The sequence below is a fragment of the Collinsella sp. HCP3S3_E5 genome (assembly GCF_052067635.1).
GTDB lineage: Bacteria > Actinomycetota > Coriobacteriia > Coriobacteriales > Coriobacteriaceae > Collinsella.
Map to the genome: position 1 here is coordinate 58,351 of NZ_JBQHQF010000006.1, position 20,045 is coordinate 78,395.

The following is a 20,045-nucleotide window of genomic DNA, read 5'->3' on the forward strand; positions in this document are numbered from 1 at the left end:
GTCGCCCCACCGACCTCATTTGGTCGAGCGCTTTGGGCTCGAGGATCACCCGCTCTACACAGAGCTTCCCGAAGCCCAAAGCGTCCAGGTCGAATTCGACCGCTAGCGACGTTGCGCGGCCCATCATTTCTGGTCGCAAACAATAAAGGGGCCCGCATCCCAACGGATACGGGCCCCTTTCAGTCATAAGCCAACTCGGCCGTAAAGACTACTTACGGTGAGCGCGGTAGAACTCGATGAGTGCCTGGGTCGAAGCGTCCTGCTCGGCCTTGGCAGCGTCGTCGTGGAAGGCCGGGGTGATCTGCTTGGCAAGCTGCTTGCCCAGCTCAACGCCCCACTGGTCGTAGGAGTCGATGCCCCAGACCGTGCCCTCGACAAACGTGATGTGCTCGTACAGGGCGATGAGCTCGCCGAGTGCGAACGGGGTCAACGTGTCGCCGAAGATCGAGGTCGTCGGACGGTTGCCCTCAAAGCAGCGGGCCGGGACGATTTGCTCGGGCGTGCCCTCGGCACGAACCTCGTCGGCCGTCTTACCAAAGGCGAGCGCCTTGGTCTGGGCCAGGAAGTTGCCCAGGAACAGCTCGTGGACATCCTGGCCGCTGTCGGTTGCGGGGTTGGCGGTGTTGGCGAAAGCGATAAAGTCGGCCGGAACCACCACGGTGCCCTGGTGCAGCAGCTGATAGAAGGCATGCTGGCCGTTGGTGCCGGGCTCGCCCCAGAAGATCTCGCCGGTGTCGGAGGTCACGGCGCTGCCGTCCCAGCGGACGTGCTTGCCGTTGGACTCCATGGTGAGCTGCTGCAGGTAGGCCGGGAAGCGGTGCAGATACTGGCAGTACGGAAGCACGGCGTGGCTCTTAGAGCCGAAGAAGTTGACGTACCAGACGTTGAGCAGGCCCATTAGCGCGACAGCGTTGTTCTCGAGCGGGGTATTGCAGAAGTACTCGTCGATGGCGTGGAAACCCTCGAGGAACTGCTGGAAGCGCTCGGGACCGAGCACGACGATCAGCGACAGACCCACGGCGGAGTCGACGGAATAACGGCCGCCGACCCAGTTCCAGAAACCAAAGGCGTTGGCGGGGTCGATGCCGAAGGCCTCGACCTTGTCGAGTGCGGTGGAAACGGCAACGAAGTGCTTGGCCACGGCCTCGGCGTTCTGCTCATCAGAGCCGTCGATGGCACCCTGAGCCTTGAGCTGCTCGAGCATCCAGGTCTTGACCTCGCGAGCGTTGGTGAGGGTTTCGAGCGTGGTGAAGGTCTTGGAGACGATAATCACGAGCGTGGTCTCGGGATCCAGGCCCTTGAGCTTCTCGGCCTGGTCGTTGGGGTCGATGTTGGAGATATAGCGGCAGTCGATACCGGCGTCGGCGTAGGGACGCAGGGCCTCGTAGGCCATGACCGGGCCCAGGTCGGAGCCGCCGATGCCGATGGACACCAGATGCTCGATCTTCTTGCCGGTAACGCCCTTCCACTCACCGGAGCGCACGCGCTCGGCAAAGGCGTACATGCGGTCGAGGACCTCGTGCACGTCGGCGACGACGTCCTGGCCGTCGACGATGAGCTGGCCCTTCTCGGTTGCCGGGCGGCGCAGCGCGGTGTGCAGGACGGCACGGTCCTCGGTGGTGTTGATGTGCTCGCCGGAGAACATGGCGTCGCGGCGCTCCTCGAGCTTCACCTCGCGGGCAAGATCGCACAGCAGCTTGACGGTCTCATCGGTCACCAGGTTCTTGGACAGGTCGAAGTGCAGGTCACCGGCGTCAAAGCTCAGCTTGTTCACGCGCTCTGCATCGGCAGCGAACCAGGCCTTGAGGTCGATACCTTCGGCCTCGAGCTTCTCCTGATGAGCCTCGAGCGCCTTCCAAGCGGCGGTCGACGTAGCGTCGATAGGTGCGGCAACAGTTGCCATAAAGTCCTCCTCAACATGCGGGCGCAAACCTCCATGCGCCCGGATAATCAGATGCCCCTATTCTAGCGCAGGTCAAGACCGTAATCAGCCAGCGTTGCCAATCCGCCCCCAAACGGCGACCGACCAAAAAGGGACAGGTTTATTTTGGCAGGTCAAACGCTTTACCTACCAAAAATAGCCCATCTCTTTATGGCAGACATTAGGCCGCGGCGCACACGCTGCCGAGCAACTCACGCAGAGGAGACACAATGCCCTCAAGCAGTTCGGGCGCGATGATGGCAAAAACGGGAACCTCACCGGCCCCCACGACGGCAGGCACTTTGCCCTCCGAGACAATACATCCATAAGGGACAAAACCGTCTTCGCCGGCATCGAGCGCCGCCATGCGACGCGCGAGTTCGCGCGCAAAGCCAGCAGTATCGGCATCGCCGATCGCTAGGACAAAGTCCACGCCTTCGTCGGTCGCCAGGGCCACAGCCTCGTCGATCAGCTCGTCTCCCCCGTCGCCCTCAACCGAGCCGCAACGAAAAAGCACGCGCTCGAGCAGAGCTCGGTCAAGCGAGCCGAGCGCCGCCGAGACAAGCTCATCGCGCGTATGTTTGTCGCCACCCAGCACCACCAGCGCCTTGGTGCCGCCGTAGTGAGCGACCAATCGTCCACACCAGCGAGCCACGTCTCCATCCGCAACAAGGCGCGTCGGCATACCAAACCCATAGTTGACCATTATCCCCACAACCCTTCCGTGCTTTATGGTGGTATCGATCGTTAGGCTCATGCTACGAAGCGAGGTTTTCCGAGCTGTTTCGCGCTCTTTAGAGCTGCGTTAAAACCCGATGCAACCGCCCGACCATACCTGCCAAAAAGGGACAGGTTTGTTTTGGTCGGTCAAGCGTTTTACCTACCAAAATAAACCTGTCCCTTTTTGGCAGGTTTTGACGATGTCCGGACGAGCGGGTATTATCGAACATGTATTCGATAAGAATATGTGTTTGATGGGAGAACGCGTGGGGCACGGGCGTCACACCTATATCTGCATCGACCTCAAGACGTTTTACGCCAGCGTCGAGTGCGTCGACCGCGGGCTCGATCCGCTCACCACCCACCTGGTCGTTGCCGACGAATCACGCGGGCGTACGACCATCTGCCTCGCCATTACCCAGGCCATGAAAGACCTCGGGATACACAACCGCTGCCGTCTGTTTGAGATTCCCGACGGCATCGACTACATCAAGGCCGTACCGCGCATGCAGCACTACATGGAGGTGTCGGCGCAGATCTACGGTATCTACCTGGAATACGTCAGTCCGCAAGACGTTCACGTCTACTCAATTGACGAGTGCTTTATCGACGTGACACCCTATCTAGAGCTCTACCATACCAATGCCAAAAGCTTTGCCTGCATGCTGCGCGATGAGGTCCTCGCGCGCACCGGCATCACGGCGACAGTCGGCATCGGCCCCAACCTATTCCAGGCCAAGGTGGCGCTCGACATTACCGCTAAGCACGTACCCAGCCGCATCGGTATACTCGACGACGAGACCTTTCGCAAGGAGATCTGGCCCCATCGCCCCATCACCGATATCTGGGGCATCGGCCCCGGCGTGGCAGCTCGCCTCGAAAAGTACGGGGTATACGATCTGATGGGTGTCGCCGCGCTCGACGAAAACCTGCTTTACGACGAACTCGGCGTCAATGCCGAGTATCTCATCGACCACGCCTTTGGGCGCGAGCCGACAACTATCGCCGATATTCAGGCCTATTGCCCGCAGGCAACTTCAACCACCACAGGACAAGTGCTCTCGAAGGGTTATGCCTACGAGCAGGCCTACACCGTCTTGCGCGAGATGGTCGATGCCGCCGTACTGGACTTGGTCGATAAGCACGTGGTCTGCGACAGCATCTCGCTCTTTGTGGGCTACGCGAGCGAGCGCGCCGACATACGCCGCCTCGACGCCAGCGGCACAGCGCAATATGTAGACGGATGCGGACATTTGCGTTCGAGCACGTCGAGCATCGAACCCGCCGCAACCGCAGGCCCCGAGCTCGCACCCCGTGCACCCAAGCCCGTCCAGCGCGATGACGAACGACGCCGTCTGGTGCGCGAGGCACAGGCAATCGACGGCATCTTTGTGGGAGAGCATGGCGGCAAACCGCGTGGCGGCTATGCCGCGCTCTTTGCGCACTCTAACGCTTCGCGCAAGCTGCCCGAGCGCACCAATTCGTTTAAGAAGATCATGGGCCATTTCGATGAGCTCTGGGCGCAGACCGTCGATCCCAAACGACCGGTCAAGCGCATCAATTTGGGCTTTGGCAACCTCATGCCCGAGGAATTTGCCACCATCGATCTGTTCAGCGATGTTAAGGCCGATGAGCGCGAGCGCGACCTGGCCCGCGCCGTTCTGGCCGTGAAGGGCAAGTACGGCAAGAACGCCCTGGTCAAGGGATTAAGCTTTACCGCCGGCGCCACCGCACGCGAACGCAACGATCAGGTAGGAGGACACCGTGCCTAAGGCCCAACAACAGCCGATGCGGCCGCCGACACCTTTTGAACGCCTGGCGGACCCCGAGGGAAGACGTCGCGCCGCCGACCCCAGGCTCACCGCCAACGGTGCCGTTCGCGCCAACCGCGCCGCGCAGTTTATGCCCTTTGCCGCCCTCACGGGATACTACGAGCTCGTGCGCAAACAAGAGATCTCTGTTGAGCCCAAATGCGAACTCACGGAAGAAAAAGCCCTCGAACTTTCAAAAAAGCTCGAGGGCCTCAAACGCGGCGACTTGGTGCGCGTCACTTATTACGATACATACGGCTATCGTAGCCGCACCGGCATTCTCGACGAAGTGCTCCCCGCGTTCAAGCTGCTCAAACTCCGAGACATCGCCATCGGCTTCGACGATATCCAAGACATCGAGCTGCGCGGCCGAGCCTAAGCGCAAGCGTACGCCCGGCCCTACGGCTTCATGACGTAATAGCCCGCATCCCTCACGGCAGCCTCAAGCACCTCACGATCGATCGGGTTTTAGAACGGATGCACGCCGTGTGGTCTGTATACGTCACTGTGGCCCAAATGCCATCGAGAGCGTTGAGGGCGTTCGTCACATTTTGCGCGCAGCCGCCGCAGCTCATACCGCCAATAAGCAGTTCATCGCTATAGGGATAGTGAGACACATCGGTGTCCGCGACCGCGACCCTCTTGACCTTCTTTCTGCCCGCCCCATCGCCGCAACAGCATTTGCCATGCGTCGATGCGACAATACGCCGGAATCCAAAAAATAAGCCGGCGGCTATGACGCCCTCGCTTTCGGCTGCCCCGCCATGGGCTCCGAGGAGCTCGAGTACGATGAGTTTCAGCCGATGTGGGACGAAGTCAAGGAGACCCTCGGCGACAAGAAGGTCGTCCTCTTTGGCTCCTATTCTTGGGCCGAGGGCGAATGGATGGACAACTGGAAGGCGGACGCCGACGAGGCCGGCGTCCACGTCGTCGATTCCGTCATCTGTTACGACGCCCCCCAACGATGAGGCAGAGACCGCCTGTCGCGCCCTTGGAGCCGAGCTCGCCTAACGGCGATAAGCTCCGCCCATACGCGGCTCTGCACCAAAACACATGCGCATCCCAACAAAAACGGAGCTGGATCCAAATCCAGCCCCGTTTTCTGCTATGTCAGCCACATAAAGCAGCTACGAGATGTTGCCCAAAAACGCCTTGGTGCGCTCGCTCTTGGGATGGTCGAAGACCTCGCTCGGCGTGCCCTCCTCCACGATAACGCCGCCGTCCATAAAGACGACGCGGTCGGCGACGTCGCGGGCAAAGCCCATCTCGTGCGTCACCACGATCATCGTCATGCCGTCACGCGCAAGATCGCGCATGACGCCAAGGACGTCGCGGACGAGCTCGGGATCAAGCGCCGACGTAGCCTCGTCAAAGAGCATCACGTGCGGATTCATCGACAGGGCGCGGGCGATGGCCACGCGCTGCTGCTGGCCGCCCGAAAGCTGGCTCGGCATAAAATCGATGCGCTCGGCCAGACCGACCTTGGTCAGCTCCTCGACGGCAATCTTCTCGGCCTCTTCCTTGCTGCGCTTGAGCACCTTTTGTTGCGCAAGCATGACGTTCTTTTTGACCGACAGGTGCGGAAACAGATTGAACTGCTGAAACACCATGCCCAAGTGTGTACGCACCTTATTGAGGTCGACGCCCTTGGCGCACACATCCACGCCCTCAACGACAATCGAGCCGCTCGTGGGCTCCTCAAGACGGTTAATGCAGCGAAGCATCGTCGACTTACCCGAGCCCGAGGGGCCCAGGACCACGACGACCTCGCCCTTGTGCACATCCAGATCGATGTCGCGCAGGACCACGTTATCGCCAAAGGCCTTCTGGAGATTCTTGATGCTGACGACGACCTCGTTCGAGTTATTGGTTTCGCTCATAATAGAACCTCCTTACAGACCTGCAATATGATCGGCGGGTGTCGCGACAACCTGTCCGGCGCTCTTGGTGGGACGCTTCTTTTTGGTTTCGGCCGTCCCCAGAAGTCTCGCCTCAAGACCGCTCACCAAGCGCGCAAGCGGCAGGGTAATGACCAGATAGAACAGGGCGGCAACCACATACGGCGTGATGGAGCCCGTCGTCGCCACGATGGTGCGGGCGTTCATGACGATCTCGACCACGCCCACGGCGGCGAGCAGCGACGTATCCTTGTAAAGCAGGATAAACTCGCTGGTCAGCGTAGGCAGGACATTGCGGAACGTCTGCGGAATCATAACGTAGAGCAACGTCTGGAAGGCATTCATGCCCAGCGAGCGAGCAGCCTCGTTTTGGCCCTTGGGAATCGACTGAATACCGGCACGGAAGATCTCGCACAGGTACGCAGACGAGTTCATAGCCATGACGATAACGCCCAAGACGTAGTCGTCCACCTTGACGCCGGCAAGTGGCAGGCCAAAGAACGCGATATAGATCTGCAGGAACGCCGGCGTACCACGGATGATATTCACGTAGATGCCGGCAAGACAGCGCAGGATGCGCGACTTGGAGATGCGCATGAGCGACAAGGCAAAGCCAAAGGGGATTGCCAGCGGAAACGCCACAAGCACGATCGAGAGCGACATAAGGAAGCCCTTAAATACAACCGGCAGGCTCTGGACCAAAATGACCGGGTTCAAGAACAGGCGCAGGAACATATTGGAATTCCAAGCCTCGACCCACGGCTGTTCCTTAAGATCGGCCTGGAAGTTATCGAAGGCCGTCACGCCCTTAATCTCGACGGAAGGAATCTTGGAAATCTTCTTGGTCGAACCGTCGGCGAGCGTATAGGTGCCGCTAAAGGCCTCGTCGCCGCCTTCGACGGGGAAGGTCACACCGTACACCTCGACACGGAAAAAGCCGCCGGCAGGCGCCGTCTCGCCAAAGTCGATCTTGAGCGTCTGGCCATCAGCCGTGCACGTGGGCTTCATGGGTGTGCGATCCATGAGGTCCTCGCCCGAGAGCATCGTCAATCGCGTGTCATCGGTACCAAACGTCGTGCCGTCGACAAACGTCAGCGAAAGACCGCTCAGCTCCTCGTCGGCGTCGGCCTGAACTTCCCAGGTAATACGTGTCTCGGTGCCGCCGACCACATCGCTGCCCGAACCGGTGTTGGGTCGGGCGGTAATCTTTGCGGTCTCAAGCGCTTGGGCAGTCGAGGGCGCAGATGCCCCCACGCACACCAGCGCGAGCGCCACGGCCATGACGCAGGCTAGCTTTTGGAGCAAGGCGGGTAGTGAAGAACGCTGCCCAGCGGCCCCTTTGTTCAGTCGAGACAAGGTGGCTCCTATCGTAGAAGTTGCCGGCAAATAGAGACGGAAACACTCTCCGTCGAGAGAAGCGCAAAGGCCCTCTCCGCTAAACGGAAAGGGCCCACACGCAATCAAGTATCTGTTTACTTGATGTTGTACTTAGCCATGAGGGCGTCAACGGTACCGTCGTCGGTCAGGTCCTTGATGGCCTGGTTGATGTCGTCCTTGAGCTTGGTATTGCCCTGGTTGATGGCAATGGCGTACTCCTCGCCGGTGCTGATCTGCTTAACCGTGTGGCAGGTGTTGAACTGCTCGGCGGTCAGCTGGCTGGCAACGGAGCGGTTGGTGACTACGGCATCGCCCTTGTCGGACTGCAGGGCGCTGAAGCACTCGGTAGCGTCCTTGTAGGGGATGATCTTGGCCTTGGGGAAGTTCTCCTGAGCAAAGGCCTCGGCGGTCGAGCCAGACTGGACGATAATGGTAGCGTCGGCGTTGTTGAGCTTCTCGCTGTAATTGTCGGCCGTGATGTCGGTGTTATCGACCTTGGTCACGATAGCCTGATCGTCCATGTAGTAGGAATCGGAGAAAGCGACTTCCTTCTCACGCTCGGGCGTGTCGGTGATAGCCGCAATGGAGACGTCATACTTGGTGCCCGAAGCGACGCCGGGGACGAGCGTGTCGAAGTCGTTGTTGACGTACTCGACATCCAGGCCCAGCTTGTCGCCGATAGCCTTGATGAGCTCAAGGTCAAAGCCCTGATAATCGCCGTTGTCATCCTTGTACTCAAACGGAGCGTACTCGGCAGAGGTGCCGACGGTCAGCGTACCGTCCTTGACGAGCGCGTACTCCTTGGAGCCGTCGACCTTCTCGACCTTAGCGTCGTCAGAGCTGCTGGAACCGGCATCAGAACCAGAGGTGGCGTTGGACGAGCCGCAGCCCGTCAGTGCGAGGGCGAGCGCCATGGCGCCCGTGGCGGCAAATGCGCCAAGCTTCTTCAGCTTCATAATCAGTCTCCTTCCAATGGCCCCATGTGATTCAGGGGCCTGCAAAAACTGAGGGCTATTATGCACCCGCGTGAGAGAATCTGCAATTAGAAAACTGATTGAAACAAACCCATAACGTGAATGGAACACTCCACTTTATGACAGTCATTACTGCTGCAATGACCTTAATAGTTTAATTTCAGCCGCATAACCTGCAAGTTCGTTCGGCGTTTCCAAAATGAATGGCAGTGATCGCAGGCAGCTATTCGATACAATATTCTGCATAACCTGCATTCCACCGCCAAGTTCCTCGCTGCCGAGGTAACCCTTGCCGATGCATTCATGCCGGTCCTTATGGGCACCGCGGGGATTCTTGGAATCATTGATATGCACAGCGCGCAAGCGCTCGATACCCACCACACGATCGAACTCGTCGAGCACACCGTCAAGATCTTGGACGATATCATAGCCGGCGTCATTTACATGGCAGGTGTCCAGGCAAACGCCCAGCTTGGCCGACAGCTCGGGGCGCCTGTCAGCAACGTCCTCGATGATGATCGCCAGTTCCTCAAAGCTGCGGCCCACCTCGGTGCCCTTGCCGGCCATGGTCTCGAGCAGCACCGTCGTCTGCTGGCCCTCAAACATCACCTGGCACAGGGTGTCGACGATCATCTGAATGCCGGCGTCGGAGCCCTGTCCCACATGCGCACCGGGATGGAAATTGTAGTAGTTACCGGGCAGCGCTTCCATACGCTGCAGGTCCTCAGCCATGGCCTCCAGGGCAAACTCACGCGCCCGCTCTTTGGCCGAGCAGGGGTTATAGGTATACGGAGCATGGGCCACGAGGGGACCAAAATCGTTTTGTTCCATAAGCTCGCGCAGGGCCGCCACGTCATCCATGTCAAGGTCTTTCGCCTTGCCGCCGCGCGGGTTGCGCGTAAAGAATGCAAAGGTATTGGCGCCAATGGATAGCGCCGTCTCCCCCATCGCCCGATAGCCCTTCGTCGTGGATAGGTGACACCCAATCGTCAGCATCCCCAGCTCCCCCTCATCAGTTACGGTAAAATAGTTCCTGTTGATGCCTTATTCTGCCGCAAACAGGAACTATTCCACCGCAAGTTATAAAAGGGTCATGAGGAGCGCGTTTTGCCGAAGGCCTTAAGCGCCGCCGTCACGGGGCCAGGCTGGAAACGTCGGCGCACATCGTCGAGACGCTCGGGAATATCGATGTGCTGCGGGCAGTGGCGTGCGCATTTGCCGCACTTGACGCAATTGCTCACCAACTTGGGCTCGCTTGTGCGCACCGCACTCGCCGTAAAGTACTGCGATAGACCCGTAAACCAGCTGTGCGCATAGCTTGCGTTGTAGGCGGCAAAACATCCAGGAATATTGATGCCTTTAGGACACGGCATGCAGTAACCGCATCCCGTGCAGGGCACGCGATTCGATTTTTCAAACTCCGTCAGCACGTGCGCGATGGCATCGAGCTGAGTAGCTGTCATCGAATCCGGCAGGGCCCGATCGGCCAACGCCGCGTTCTCATCCACCTGCGCGGTATCGGTCATACCCGAAAGCAGCATCGTCACCTGAGGATGATTCCACACCCACGAAAGCCCCCAGGCGGCAGGGGTGCGCAAATGCGGGTCACAGGCGTCATCGAGCACAGCGCGGGCCCGCGGCGGCAACTTACCTGCCAGACGTCCGCCCAAAAGCGGCTCCATTACAAATACCGCAAGCCCGCGTTCAGCAGCCGCCATGAGCCCCGCCGTCCCCGCCTGATAGTGCTCTCCAGCGTAGTTGTACTGGATCTGGCAAAAGTCCCACTCATAAGCATCTAGCATCGTGAGGAAGTCCGCCGCACTGCCGTGGTACGAAAAACCGATCCGGCGAATACGCCCCGCAGCCTTTTGGCGCACAATCCAATCCTCGATACCCAGTGCCACCACGCGTTCCCACTGGGCGGGCGAGGTGATGTTGTGCATGAGGTAGTAGTCGATATGGTCAGTCCGCAGGCGGCGCAGCTGCTCATCAAAGAAACGGTCGAAATCCTCCGCGCACTTGCACGAGGCGTGCGGCAGCTTGGTCGCGAGCAAAACCTGGTCGCGCAGGCCCAAGCGCTCAAGCGAAGCGCCTACGCAAGCCTCGTTGCCGGGATAAAGATAAGCCGTATCCAGGTAATTTATCCCCTGCTCCACGGCGCGGGAAATGATAGCATCGGCTGTCTTCGCATCGGGGCGTCCCGGCGCACCGGGAAACCTCATGCACCCCAGCCCCAACGCCGAGATACGGTTACCGCTTTTGGGGTCAACGCGATACTGCACGGCCCCTCCTCCCCCATCGAAGCTCTGACGCGGCGAAACAAACCCGTCACGCCACCGAAACACATCGGAATCGCAATCGAGAACGTATCGTAACGCAGCAGAAATCGAGCTGTCACGGCACCGCTTTAACATCAGCAAAAAGCCCGATGAAAGGAGGCGAGCGTGACCACACACGAGGATGCCTACCCCTATCCCGGCGAACAATGCACCCTCTCGGTCGACCGCTACCAGATCGAGATCATGGACCATCTGGACGAGCTTCCCGCCACGGGCGCCGTCATCTTCTGCACCTTCCCCAAGGTGCGCGATGGCGTTGGATATCCCGCGCGCGTTTTTGCCATCTGCCCCGCGGCATAAGTTCCCATGCATTTGTTCTTCTAAATTCAGCCTCCGGTGTACGCCACATGCCCCAGCGGCATACAATCCATCAGGCGCCCCATATGCGGGCGCCTTTTTGTGAGGAGATGATTCACATGCAGATCAACAAGGTCGCCTTTATCGGCAAGGGCGGCGTCGGCCTGCTCTACGGCAGTATGATTGCCAAGGCCCTCGGCAATGACGCCGTCGAATACGTCATGGATGACGCGCGTTTCGAGTGCCACGTGGGCGATGCGCTCACCGTCAACGGAAAGCCCTGCGCGCTCAAGTCCGTCCGCGCCAGCGAGGCAACGCCCGCCGATCTGGTCATTCTCACGGTCAAGACGACGGGGCTCAACCAAGCACTCAAGACTATGGAGCGCGTCGTGGGACCCAACACGCTCATCGCCTCGCTGTGCAACGGCATTACGAGCGAGCAAAAAATAGCCGAGCGCTTTGGCTGGAAGCACACCGTCCTGGGCATCTGCCAGGGCATGGACGCCGTATTCCTTAACGGCGCGCTCACCTTTACCAATGCGGGCGAGATTCGCTTTGGCGCGGCAGCAGGCACCGAGCCCGCAACCGTCACCGCCATCGATGAGCTCTACACGCGCTGCGGCATCGCCCATACCGTCGAGAGCGACATTGTGCACCGCATGTGGGCCAAACTCATGCTCAACGATGGCATCAACCAGACCTGCATGGCCTATGGCGGGACCTACGGGAGCGCCACGGAACAGGACTCCGAGCAGCGTCGCTGCTTTGTTTCCGCCATGCGCGAGACACTTGCGGTCGCCAACGCCGAAGGCGTTGAGCTTACCGAGGCAGACCTGACGCAGATGGTGCACCTCATCGAGGGAATCGACCCCGCCGGCATGCCCTCGATGGCGCAGGACCGCATCGCACAACGTAAAACCGAAGTCGAGGAGTTCGCGGGCACCATTTGCCGCCTGGCCGCCAAACACGATATCCAAGTGCCGCAAAACGATTGGCTCTACCAGAGGATTCGCGAAATAGAAAGCAGCTGGTAGCCTCGCCCGCACGGCGACGCGCGCAATGTAAGCAGACAGTCCTTCGCGAGGATCCCATCGCTCGCGAAGGACTGTCGCATTTAGGCCGAGGCTAAAACTGAGGCTCGTTTTGCGACTCCGGGACCTCGTCCTCGTCATCGCGGCAAAGCACCACGCCGGCGCTTCCCAACAGCGCCGCTGCAATCAAGGCGCTCACAACCACAGGAGCAGCACCCGTAGTGGACTGCAAGCCGGCAACTAACGCCGCCGTCGGACCAAGACATCCGATCAAAAGGGCAACGACGGCAATAGCGACATCTCGAGCGTTCATGGGATCACTTCCTCCACGAGAAAGACCTTGTTTCTCATGACTTAGTGTGCCCCGCGCCCATATGCCCAACGTAGTGCCACGGTAAGGGCTCTGTTAACCCAAATGCATATAAAAACGGGCGCCCCTACATTGCCCGAAAGCTCGGTAAAGACGCCCGTCCATCATGTGCAATCGATGCCGACAGATTACCAACCGGTGTAGTAATCGGTAGTTCCGGCTGCGCAACCCGAATCGTAGACCTTGCACTCGCCCTTAGAGCCCGTAAAGGTCGAGCCCTGGGACTTATCGCTCGCAGCCACCACGTAGTAGCCGTCGGAATCACGCCAAAAGCCCTCGGAATCCAGCGTCCACTCACCCGTGCGGTGGTGATACAACACGTTGCTGCTGTAATAGGTCTCGCGACGACCGTTGTAGTTATTGACACCGCTCGAGCGCGTCAGGCCCGAGCCGTTCGCGTAATACGCAGCAGACGCGTAAGACGAGCCGGAGCCGGCGTTGTAATACGAAGCCTGAACGGCCTCGGCAGCTTCTGCCTCGACGGCCGCAGCCTCGAGCGCCCCGCGCTTAGCATCCTCGAGCGTGGAGCGAAGCTCGTCGAGCTCGGCCGACTTCGCGTCGACCTCCTCCATCGTCAAAAGACTGCCCGCACCGTCGATACAACCCTGCAGTACAGCGCGCTCGTCATCGGTGGCATAGTCACCGTACATGTTCATGATGATCTGCGCGCGGACCTCTAGGGAATCGCGCTTGGCCCCCATCGAGGCGTTCCACTCCTGCATGGAGCCAAAGCCGTCGCTACGATAGTCGACGGGCTGCATCAGGGTCGCCTCGGACGGCGTGGATCCGACCGCGTCGGACAGTGTTGCCGCGTGGGCATCGGTTACGCCGGCACCCACTAAAAGCGCCACGGCAAGCGTGGCAGAAAGGGCGGCGGCCTTCGGTTTTCGTGAATCGATCCTCATGTAGCTGGAAACCTCCGTAGTGAGTTTTTGCTGCGTTTACGCTGCGTGTGATTCGATCGCGCTGCATAGTATCCCGAGTAAATCGCGACCTGCGGTTTTTCTCAAAAGGTGCACGTCATTTGCGTAAAACTCACATCCTCTCAACAGGAGTTTTCCACATCTCGATTGCATAAAGCATGCCAACAACCCTGTAATAGCGCCCTTCCTATGCAAAAAAGCGCCTGCGCAACCATTGTTCGCGCAGGCGCCTTGAGCAGGCATTTTATGCAGTTATACCTATCGAGTCGCAAGGGGCCCTTGCACAAGTCGCCTCACTCGTCCAGCGCGGCAAAGGCCTGCTTCAGATCCCAAATGATGTCCTCGGCGTTCTCGGTACCAATGGAAAGACGGATTGTAGAGGGCGTAATGTTCTGCTCGGCAAGCTCCTCGGCAGAGAGCTGGGAGTGCGTGGTGGTAGCCGGGTGCACGACGAGCGACTTGACGTCGGCTACGTTGGCGAGCAGCGAGAACACCTGCAGGTGGTCGATGAACTTCCAAGCAGCCTCCTGGCCGCCCTTGATCTCGAAGGTGAAGATCGAGGCGCCGCCACGGGGGAAATACTTCTGGTACAGCTCATGGTCGGGGTGCTCGGGCAGGCTCGGGTGGTTTACCTTGGCAACATGGCCGTCACCGATCAGGAACTCAACGACCTTCTTGGTGTTCTCGACATGGCGGTCAACGCGCAGCGACAGGGTCTCGGTGCCCTGGAGCAGGACCCAGGCGTTAAACGGGCTAATGCAGGCGCCCTCGTCACGCAGCAAGATAGCACGGACATAGGTCGCGAAGGCAGCGCGGCCGGCGGCCTCGGTAAACGAGACGCCATGGTAGGAGGGATTGGGCTCGGAGATCTGCGCATACTTGCCGCTCGCCTTCCAGTCAAAGTTGCCGCCATCGATAATCACGCCGCCCAACGAGGTGCCGTGGCCGCCAATAAACTTAGTTGCAGAGTGAACGACGATGTTGGCGCCGTGCTCCAGCGGACGGAACAGATACGGGGTGCCGAAGGTGTTATCGACAACAACCGGAAGACCATGCTTCTTAGCGACCTCGGAGATAGCGTCGATGTTGGGGATATCGGAGTTGGGGTTACCGAGCGTCTCGAGGTAAATGACCGTGGTGTTGTCCCTGATGGCACCCTCGACCTCGTCCAGGTTGTGGGCATCGACGAAGGTGGTCTCGACACCAAACTGGGAGAGCGTGTGCTCCAGCAGGTTGTAGGAACCGCCGTAGATGGTCTTTTGGGCCACCACATGGTCGCCGGCCTGAGCGAGGGCCTGCAGGGTATAGGTGATGGCGGCGGCGCCAGAGGCGACGGCGAGGCCGGCAACGCCGCCCTCGAGCGCGGCAATGCGATCCTCAAAGACGCCCTGGGTGGAGTTGGTCAGACGACCGTAGATATTCCCGGCGTCGGCAAGGCCAAAGCGGTCAGCAGCGTGCTGGGAGTTGCGGAACACATAGCTCGTGGTCTGGTAGATAGGCACAGCGCGGGAATCGGATGCGGGGTCGGCGCTCTCCTGGCCAACGTGCAGCTGCAGGGTGTCGAAGCCAAAGGTGTGCTCGGGGTTGTTGATAAACTGGCTCATGATGATCTCCTTGATCAAACAAAAGTAATAAGAGTAAGAGAAGTAAGCCCCTGTCTCCTGATCACGCCGACGGGCGCAAGCAGGAGCCCGGCATTCGTCTTAGTAAGCAGTTCATATGCGGCCCTCCTTTTGACATCCCGTTCTCGTGGTCGGATTAATTACCTACCTCCTTTGTGTGTTTTGAATAGTACGAGCATTGTTTCGCGCGGTCAATCACTTAAAAGCGCTAACCTGTTATCGGTTTTTTAGATAGCTATCGAAAGGACGGGTGCCGATGACCCTCCAGCAGCTTCGTTTTCTTATCGCCGTGGCAGAATCCGGCTCAATTAACGCCGCAGCTCAGCGCCTCTATACCGCGCAATCCAATATCTCCAACGCCGTCAAAAGCCTAGAGCAGGAGCTCCGTCTGGAAATCTTTACGCGCTCCAGCCGCGGCGTCACACTCACCAACGACGGCACCGAGCTTTTAGGCTATGCGCGCCAGGTCGTAGAGCAGGCCGATATGCTCGAGGCCCGCTACGAGGACGGCGGCACACCCCAGGCACGCCTTGCCGTCTCGGCCCAGCACTACGCTTTTTCGGTCGAGGCCTTTGTCAACGTCGTCGAGCGCTGCCGCGACAGTAAGTTCGAGTTCATCATGCGCGAGACCACCACGTCACAGATCATCGACGACGTCCGCGCATTTCGCAGCGATATCGGCATTCTGTATCTGGATGACTTTAACGCCCGCGTCCTGCAGAAGGCCTTCGCCGACGCCCGCGCAAGCTTCCATCCCCTCTTCGATGCAACGGTCCACGTCTTCGTTAGCGAGCGCCATCCGCTCGCACGCCGCCCCCAGCTATCGCTTGCCGACCTTACGCCCTATACGCGCTACAGCTTTGAGCAGGGGACCTCGAACTCCTTCTATTACGCCGAGGAGCCGTTTAGCCATATCCCCTGCGACCGCAACATCCGCGTTTCCGACCGTGGCACGCTCACCAATCTGCTCATCACGTCGAACGGTTACACTTTGTCGACCGGTGTCCTCTCCAATGAAATGCAATGGGGCATGGCATCGATCCCGTTGGCAGACGCTCCAACGATGCGCGTGGGCTACATCATGCACGATGAGCGCAAGCCCTCTCCCCTGCTGCGGCAATACCTCGACGAACTCGATCGCATCATCCACGAAAACCAACCATTTGGGGACGGGATAGAAATGGCAGATTTAAAAGCCCTCTAGCTCTTGACAATTCAGGTCGCCCATCTTTCTTGGCGACAACGTCTCCACCATCCTTGTGGAGCGGCACGCCTCGCATAAAACAGGATGGACCGGGCGCTACAATAGACAGCCGCAAGAGAGGAACTCGACGAAAGGAAGTCTGTGAAGGTCATCATCTATACCGACGGCTCGGCTCGATCCAATCCGGGACGCGGTGGCTACGGCGCCGTGCTCAAATACACCAACCCCGCCGGCAAGACCTTCACCTCCGAGCTTTCGCGTGGCTACGCCAAGACCACCAACAACCGCATGGAGCTCATGGCGGTCATCGTGGCGCTCGAGGCGCTCAACCGTCCCTGCGAGGTCGAGGTCCACTCCGACTCGCAGTACGTCGTCAACGCCTTTAACAAGCACTGGATCGACGGCTGGAAAAAGCGCGGGTGGAAAACTGCCAACAAGCAGCCCGTTAAGAACCGCGACCTGTGGGAGCGCCTGCTTGCCGCAAAGAGCAAGCATAAGGTGGAGTTCATCTGGGTTAAGGGGCATGCCGGCCACGAGCTCAACGAGCGCTGCGACGAGCTCGCCACCACCGCGGCCGATGGAGCCAACCTCGATATCGACACCGGCTTTAACGAGAGCGACCTGTAATAGCGTTTTCGCGCAGCTTTATATCCCCACGCGCTACACTCATCCTGTAGACCAAAACAACGCAAGGGGGACGTATGCTGCGCATCGCGACCATCGGCACATCCATGATCACCGACGACTTTATCCAGGTCGTCAATGCCAACGACCAGGCTGTATTCGTAGGCACGCTCTCGCGCAACGCCGAGCGCGGCGCCGCCTTTACTGCCGAGCACGGCGGCGAGCGAAACTTTACTTCACTTGATGAGCTTGCAGCAGCCGCCGACGTCGACGCCGTCTATATCGGCAGCCCAAACGCACTTCACTACGAGCAGGCCCTTGCCTGCATCGCCAGCGGCAAGCACGTCATCGTCGAGAAGCCCTTCTGCGCCACCGAGGCGCAGGCGCTGGAAGTCTTCCGCGCCGCCGAGGCGGCGGGCGTCGTAGCCCTCGAGGCCATGCGCCCGCTCCATGACCCCGCTTTCCACGCCATCGAGGACGCCCTGGGCGAGATTGCGCCCATTCGTCGCGCCTCACTGCGCTTTGGCAAGTATTCTTCACGCTACAACGAGGTTCTCGCGGGACGCGCCACCAACATCTTCGACTGCCACATGGCCTCGGGCTCCCTCATGGATATTGGCGTCTATACCGTCGAGCCCATGGTCGAGATCTTCGGCATGCCCTCCAGCCTTACGAGCATGGCTACTCTGCTCGACCCCACCACGCAGGAGCTCACCCATGGCCCCATCGATGGCTGCGGTTCCATCCTCGCCAGCTACGGCGGTGGCCGTATCTCCGTCGAGCTCGCGCACTCCAAAATTACGAATGACCTACTGCCCTCGCAGATCGAAGGCGAGCGTGGCACTATCCAGATTGACCATCTGTCCACGCCCCGCAACGTCCGCATCGACTATCGCGGCGATGTCGTACGCGGCTCGGCGACCGAGGCGCCGCGCGAACAGAGCGACAACGGCCGCGTGCTCGACCTGCCCAAATCGAGCAACACCATGGAATACGAACTCGCAGACTTTATCACCGCCATCGGCGGCATCGATAACGTCAAGGAAGAGATTTGGGAGACCCCGGCGGGACGTCACGAGCTTGGCCACTATCGCGATGTCACGCTTGTCTCGCTGCGCATCATGGATGCCGTGCGCCAACAGGCCGGCATTACCTTCCCCGCCGATTCTGTCAAGCAGGCCTAGCGATGGGTATTTTCGACAAGCTTTTCTCGGGCGTCGCCGGCGGCAGCCGCGAGCCCCAAAAGCCCTCTGGCATCGAGCTCGAGCTGCGCCGCAGGCTTACTGTGCTCGCAAGCGACGAGGCCACTCAAGACACTCCCCTGCGCTATTTCCTGCGCTGGGAGGGGCAAGTCCAAGGCGTTGGCTTTCGCTTTACCAACACCAACCTCGCGCAGGCACGCGCACTCACCGGCTGGGTGCGTAACATGGAAGACGGCTCAGTCGAGATGGAGATACAGGGAGCTCCGGCAAACATCCTATCTCATCTCGAGGCGCTTCATGCCTCCTACGAGCGCATGGGAACGCGTTTTCGCCTCGTAGACGCCCAGCTCCGAGCCTCACTTGCCAATGAAGACGGTTTCACTCCTCATTATTAGTATTGTGTGCTAAATACGGTATCATTTACCTACGACCGTTAATAGAAAAGAGGCGAGGCGCATGGCGGTGCAAAGAAGGAATACCAGGCAGCGAAAGCTGGTTCTTGACGCCGTGCGCCAAAGCTATAACCATCCCACCGCCGATGAGATCTACAACGTCGTGCGCGCGCAGGATGACAAAATCAGCCGCGGTACGGTCTACCGCAACCTCAATCTCTTGGCCGATGCCGGGGAGATTCTCTCGATTAAAACGCCGGGCGGCAGCCGCTTCGATCGTGCCATCGAGCCGCATGCGCATATCATCTGCACCTCGTGTGGCCGCGTCATCGATGTGCCGCTCCCCTTCAATACCCAGCTCGACGCCAGGGCATCCGAACAAATCGGATGGAGCGTCAGCTCGCACTACACCATCTTCGAGGGCCTCTGCCCCAACTGTAGGTAGATTTTGGGACATGCCTTAAAAACAACTTTTTCACCGATTGCGGCAAAAGAAAGATTTCCAGGCATGTCCAAAATGTCTACTCAGCAAGTAGGCGACGCAGCTCTTCTTCGACCGTGCGCACGTAACGGACGCGGTCGTTGATACCGCGCATACTGGGATTGCAGCTCTCCATCAGATAGGGATGGCCCACCACGTTGAGCATGTCGCGGTCGTTTTCATTATCGCCAAACGCCATCATTTCGTTAGGTGAGATCCCCAGCGCACGACCATAATCGGCAAGCGCGGACCCCTTGCCCGAATCAAAGCCGATAAAGTCGGTCCATTCGGTTCCCGACGTCATCACATCGACCCGGTCGCCAAAGCGACGGACGAAATACTCCAGCGCCGCCGGCTGCTCTGTCTCGGGCGTTTGAAACGCGATCTTAATGACGTCCTCGTCGATGTCCTCGGGACGGTCGACCACCGCCACATCGCAATGGACCTCGTAGCGCAAATGGTCGACGAATGCATCGTTGCCACTTATGGTGTAGAGGTGCCCCTCGCAGGAAAGGGTCACGTCGGCATGGGGATACGCAACCACGGCATTCGCGATATCCATAGCAAGGTTACGCTCCATGGAACGCTTGACAACGGCACGCCCCTCGCTCATCACGAGGGCTCCGTTTTCGCATACATAGGCGAGCTCATCGGCCACCGGGGCAAACAGATAGCGCAAGCTCGCATATTGACGGCCGCTCGCCGGCATAAACACGATGCCACGACGATGCAGCTCATCGATGAGCTCAAAGGCCTCGGAACGCGGCTCGCACTCCCCCGGATGCAGCAACGTGCCGTCCAAATCGCATGCAATCAGCTTGATTCCCTCAAGACCCATATGCTTTCCCCCACAGCACCT

At 59.4% G+C, this 20,045-nt stretch carries 22 protein-coding genes; 10 read left to right on the forward strand and 12 right to left on the reverse strand.

Features of this window, described 5'->3' with window-relative positions:
* Positions 1-208: 208 nt before the first annotated feature.
* Entirely contained in the window at positions 209-1,903 is a 1,695-nt protein-coding gene (gene pgi / locus ACTM82_RS03135) for a glucose-6-phosphate isomerase (RefSeq protein ID WP_118345572.1), read from the reverse strand.
* Between the two features lie 199 nt (positions 1,904-2,102).
* A complete protein-coding gene (locus ACTM82_RS03140; RefSeq protein ID WP_441054451.1) occupies positions 2,103-2,678 on the reverse strand; it encodes an iron-containing alcohol dehydrogenase in 576 nt (191 codons plus the stop codon).
* Positions 2,679-2,895: 217 nt separating this feature from the next.
* On the opposite strand from ACTM82_RS03140, the gene ACTM82_RS03145 reads away from it, so the two are divergent.
* Both ACTM82_RS03145 and ACTM82_RS03150 read left to right on the forward strand, forming a co-directional pair.
* On the forward strand, positions 2,896-4,413 hold the full coding sequence (locus ACTM82_RS03145; RefSeq protein WP_441054453.1) for a Y-family DNA polymerase: 1,518 nt from the start codon (positions 2,896-2,898) through the stop codon (positions 4,411-4,413).
* Positions 4,406-4,831 carry a hypothetical protein gene (locus ACTM82_RS03150; protein WP_427727796.1) on the forward strand — a complete coding sequence of 142 codons (426 nt, stop codon included), beginning with the start codon at positions 4,406-4,408 and terminating at the stop codon, positions 4,829-4,831. The genes ACTM82_RS03145 and ACTM82_RS03150 overlap by 8 nt, the downstream gene beginning before the upstream one ends.
* A 52-nt stretch (positions 4,832-4,883) precedes the next feature.
* On the opposite strand, the gene ACTM82_RS03155 is transcribed toward ACTM82_RS03150, so the two are convergent.
* Entirely contained in the window at positions 4,884-5,027 is a 144-nt protein-coding gene (locus ACTM82_RS03155) for a heavy-metal-associated domain-containing protein (protein WP_441054477.1), read from the reverse strand.
* Positions 5,028-5,216: 189 nt separating this feature from the next.
* Here ACTM82_RS03155 and ACTM82_RS03160 point away from each other — a divergent pair, with 189 nt between their 5' ends.
* Positions 5,217-5,420 carry a hypothetical protein gene (locus tag ACTM82_RS03160; RefSeq protein ID WP_441054455.1) on the forward strand — a complete coding sequence of 68 codons (204 nt, stop codon included), beginning with the start codon at positions 5,217-5,219 and terminating at the stop codon, positions 5,418-5,420.
* A gap of 159 nt (positions 5,421-5,579) precedes the next feature.
* Here ACTM82_RS03160 and ACTM82_RS03165 read toward each other — a convergent pair whose 3' ends face one another.
* The 5 genes from ACTM82_RS03165 to ACTM82_RS03185 all read right to left on the reverse strand — a co-directional run bounded on the left by ACTM82_RS03165 (position 5,580) and on the right by ACTM82_RS03185 (position 10,983).
* Positions 5,580-6,332, reverse strand: coding sequence for an amino acid ABC transporter ATP-binding protein (locus ACTM82_RS03165; RefSeq protein ID WP_022094423.1), 753 nt, complete (start codon positions 6,330-6,332; stop codon positions 5,580-5,582).
* A gap of 12 nt (positions 6,333-6,344) precedes the next feature.
* The gene (locus tag ACTM82_RS03170; RefSeq protein WP_117763786.1) at positions 6,345-7,655 is read right to left on the reverse strand and encodes an ABC transporter permease subunit; all 1,311 of its coding nucleotides are present in this window, start codon (positions 7,653-7,655) and stop codon (positions 6,345-6,347) included.
* 167 nt (positions 7,656-7,822) lie between these two features.
* A complete protein-coding gene (locus ACTM82_RS03175) occupies positions 7,823-8,683 on the reverse strand; it encodes an ABC transporter substrate-binding protein (protein WP_441041007.1) in 861 nt (286 codons plus the stop codon).
* Positions 8,684-8,830: 147 nt separating this feature from the next.
* Positions 8,831-9,697 carry a deoxyribonuclease IV gene (locus tag ACTM82_RS03180; protein ID WP_441054457.1) on the reverse strand — a complete coding sequence of 289 codons (867 nt, stop codon included), beginning with the start codon at positions 9,695-9,697 and terminating at the stop codon, positions 8,831-8,833.
* Between the two features lie 95 nt (positions 9,698-9,792).
* Positions 9,793-10,983 (reverse strand): aldo/keto reductase, encoded by a 1,191-nt coding sequence (locus ACTM82_RS03185; protein ID WP_441054459.1) that lies wholly within the window; start codon positions 10,981-10,983, stop codon positions 9,793-9,795.
* A gap of 162 nt (positions 10,984-11,145) precedes the next feature.
* On the opposite strand from ACTM82_RS03185, the gene ACTM82_RS03190 reads away from it, so the two are divergent.
* Complete coding sequence (locus tag ACTM82_RS03190; RefSeq protein WP_427793860.1) at positions 11,146-11,340, forward strand: hypothetical protein; 195 nt, start codon at positions 11,146-11,148, stop codon at positions 11,338-11,340.
* A gap of 116 nt (positions 11,341-11,456) precedes the next feature.
* Complete coding sequence (locus tag ACTM82_RS03195) at positions 11,457-12,371, forward strand: ketopantoate reductase family protein (RefSeq protein WP_441054461.1); 915 nt, start codon at positions 11,457-11,459, stop codon at positions 12,369-12,371.
* Positions 12,372-12,462: 91 nt separating this feature from the next.
* Here ACTM82_RS03195 and ACTM82_RS03200 read toward each other — a convergent pair whose 3' ends face one another.
* The 3 genes from ACTM82_RS03200 to ACTM82_RS03210 all read right to left on the reverse strand — a co-directional run bounded on the left by ACTM82_RS03200 (position 12,463) and on the right by ACTM82_RS03210 (position 15,265).
* Positions 12,463-12,681 carry a hypothetical protein gene (locus tag ACTM82_RS03200; RefSeq protein WP_154517389.1) on the reverse strand — a complete coding sequence of 73 codons (219 nt, stop codon included), beginning with the start codon at positions 12,679-12,681 and terminating at the stop codon, positions 12,463-12,465.
* 185 nt (positions 12,682-12,866) lie between these two features.
* The gene (locus tag ACTM82_RS03205) at positions 12,867-13,643 is read right to left on the reverse strand and encodes a hypothetical protein (protein ID WP_441054463.1); all 777 of its coding nucleotides are present in this window, start codon (positions 13,641-13,643) and stop codon (positions 12,867-12,869) included.
* Positions 13,644-13,954: 311 nt separating this feature from the next.
* The gene (locus ACTM82_RS03210) at positions 13,955-15,265 is read right to left on the reverse strand and encodes an O-acetylhomoserine aminocarboxypropyltransferase/cysteine synthase family protein (protein ID WP_441054465.1); all 1,311 of its coding nucleotides are present in this window, start codon (positions 15,263-15,265) and stop codon (positions 13,955-13,957) included.
* Positions 15,266-15,539: 274 nt separating this feature from the next.
* Between ACTM82_RS03210 and ACTM82_RS03215 the strand changes: the two genes are divergently transcribed.
* From ACTM82_RS03215 to ACTM82_RS03235, 5 genes are all read left to right on the forward strand, one after another.
* Positions 15,540-16,487 (forward strand): LysR family transcriptional regulator, encoded by a 948-nt coding sequence (locus ACTM82_RS03215; RefSeq protein WP_441054467.1) that lies wholly within the window; start codon positions 15,540-15,542, stop codon positions 16,485-16,487.
* A gap of 141 nt (positions 16,488-16,628) precedes the next feature.
* Positions 16,629-17,114, forward strand: a complete 486-nt coding sequence (rnhA, locus tag ACTM82_RS03220; protein ID WP_441041016.1) for a ribonuclease HI — start codon at positions 16,629-16,631, stop codon at positions 17,112-17,114.
* 74 nt (positions 17,115-17,188) lie between these two features.
* The gene (locus ACTM82_RS03225) at positions 17,189-18,295 is read left to right on the forward strand and encodes a Gfo/Idh/MocA family protein (protein WP_441054469.1); all 1,107 of its coding nucleotides are present in this window, start codon (positions 17,189-17,191) and stop codon (positions 18,293-18,295) included.
* Between the two features lie 2 nt (positions 18,296-18,297).
* Entirely contained in the window at positions 18,298-18,708 is a 411-nt protein-coding gene (locus tag ACTM82_RS03230) for an acylphosphatase (RefSeq protein WP_441054471.1), read from the forward strand.
* A gap of 61 nt (positions 18,709-18,769) precedes the next feature.
* Positions 18,770-19,150 (forward strand): Fur family transcriptional regulator, encoded by a 381-nt coding sequence (locus ACTM82_RS03235; RefSeq protein WP_441015836.1) that lies wholly within the window; start codon positions 18,770-18,772, stop codon positions 19,148-19,150.
* A gap of 76 nt (positions 19,151-19,226) precedes the next feature.
* On the opposite strand, the gene ACTM82_RS03240 is transcribed toward ACTM82_RS03235, so the two are convergent.
* Positions 19,227-20,024 carry an HAD-IIB family hydrolase gene (locus ACTM82_RS03240; RefSeq protein WP_427718600.1) on the reverse strand — a complete coding sequence of 266 codons (798 nt, stop codon included), beginning with the start codon at positions 20,022-20,024 and terminating at the stop codon, positions 19,227-19,229.
* Between the last annotated feature and the right edge of the window lie 21 nt (positions 20,025-20,045).

Bases quoted from the DNA above. Each gene is read 5' to 3' on its own strand.
- pgi (WP_118345572.1), bottom strand. From the start codon at position 1,903: ATGGCAACTGTTGCCGCACCTATCGACGCTACGTCGACCGCCGCTTGG.
- ACTM82_RS03140 (WP_441054451.1), bottom strand. From the start codon at position 2,678: ATGAGCCTAACGATCGATACCACCATAAAGCACGGAAGGGTTGTGGGG.
- ACTM82_RS03145 (WP_441054453.1), top strand. From the start codon at position 2,896: ATGGGAGAACGCGTGGGGCACGGGCGTCACACCTATATCTGCATCGAC.
- ACTM82_RS03155 (WP_441054477.1), bottom strand. From the start codon at position 5,027: ATGAGCTGCGGCGGCTGCGCGCAAAATGTGACGAACGCCCTCAACGCT.
- ACTM82_RS03160 (WP_441054455.1), top strand. From the start codon at position 5,217: ATGGGCTCCGAGGAGCTCGAGTACGATGAGTTTCAGCCGATGTGGGAC.
- ACTM82_RS03165 (WP_022094423.1), bottom strand. From the start codon at position 6,332: ATGAGCGAAACCAATAACTCGAACGAGGTCGTCGTCAGCATCAAGAAT.
- ACTM82_RS03175 (WP_441041007.1), bottom strand. From the start codon at position 8,683: ATGAAGCTGAAGAAGCTTGGCGCATTTGCCGCCACGGGCGCCATGGCG.
- ACTM82_RS03180 (WP_441054457.1), bottom strand. From the start codon at position 9,697: ATGCTGACGATTGGGTGTCACCTATCCACGACGAAGGGCTATCGGGCG.
- ACTM82_RS03195 (WP_441054461.1), top strand. From the start codon at position 11,457: ATGCAGATCAACAAGGTCGCCTTTATCGGCAAGGGCGGCGTCGGCCTG.
- ACTM82_RS03200 (WP_154517389.1), bottom strand. From the start codon at position 12,681: ATGAACGCTCGAGATGTCGCTATTGCCGTCGTTGCCCTTTTGATCGGA.
- ACTM82_RS03205 (WP_441054463.1), bottom strand. From the start codon at position 13,643: ATGAGGATCGATTCACGAAAACCGAAGGCCGCCGCCCTTTCTGCCACG.
- ACTM82_RS03210 (WP_441054465.1), bottom strand. From the start codon at position 15,265: ATGAGCCAGTTTATCAACAACCCCGAGCACACCTTTGGCTTCGACACC.
- ACTM82_RS03215 (WP_441054467.1), top strand. From the start codon at position 15,540: ATGACCCTCCAGCAGCTTCGTTTTCTTATCGCCGTGGCAGAATCCGGC.
- ACTM82_RS03225 (WP_441054469.1), top strand. From the start codon at position 17,189: ATGCTGCGCATCGCGACCATCGGCACATCCATGATCACCGACGACTTT.
- ACTM82_RS03230 (WP_441054471.1), top strand. From the start codon at position 18,298: ATGGGTATTTTCGACAAGCTTTTCTCGGGCGTCGCCGGCGGCAGCCGC.
- ACTM82_RS03235 (WP_441015836.1), top strand. From the start codon at position 18,770: ATGGCGGTGCAAAGAAGGAATACCAGGCAGCGAAAGCTGGTTCTTGAC.
- ACTM82_RS03240 (WP_427718600.1), bottom strand. From the start codon at position 20,024: ATGGGTCTTGAGGGAATCAAGCTGATTGCATGCGATTTGGACGGCACG.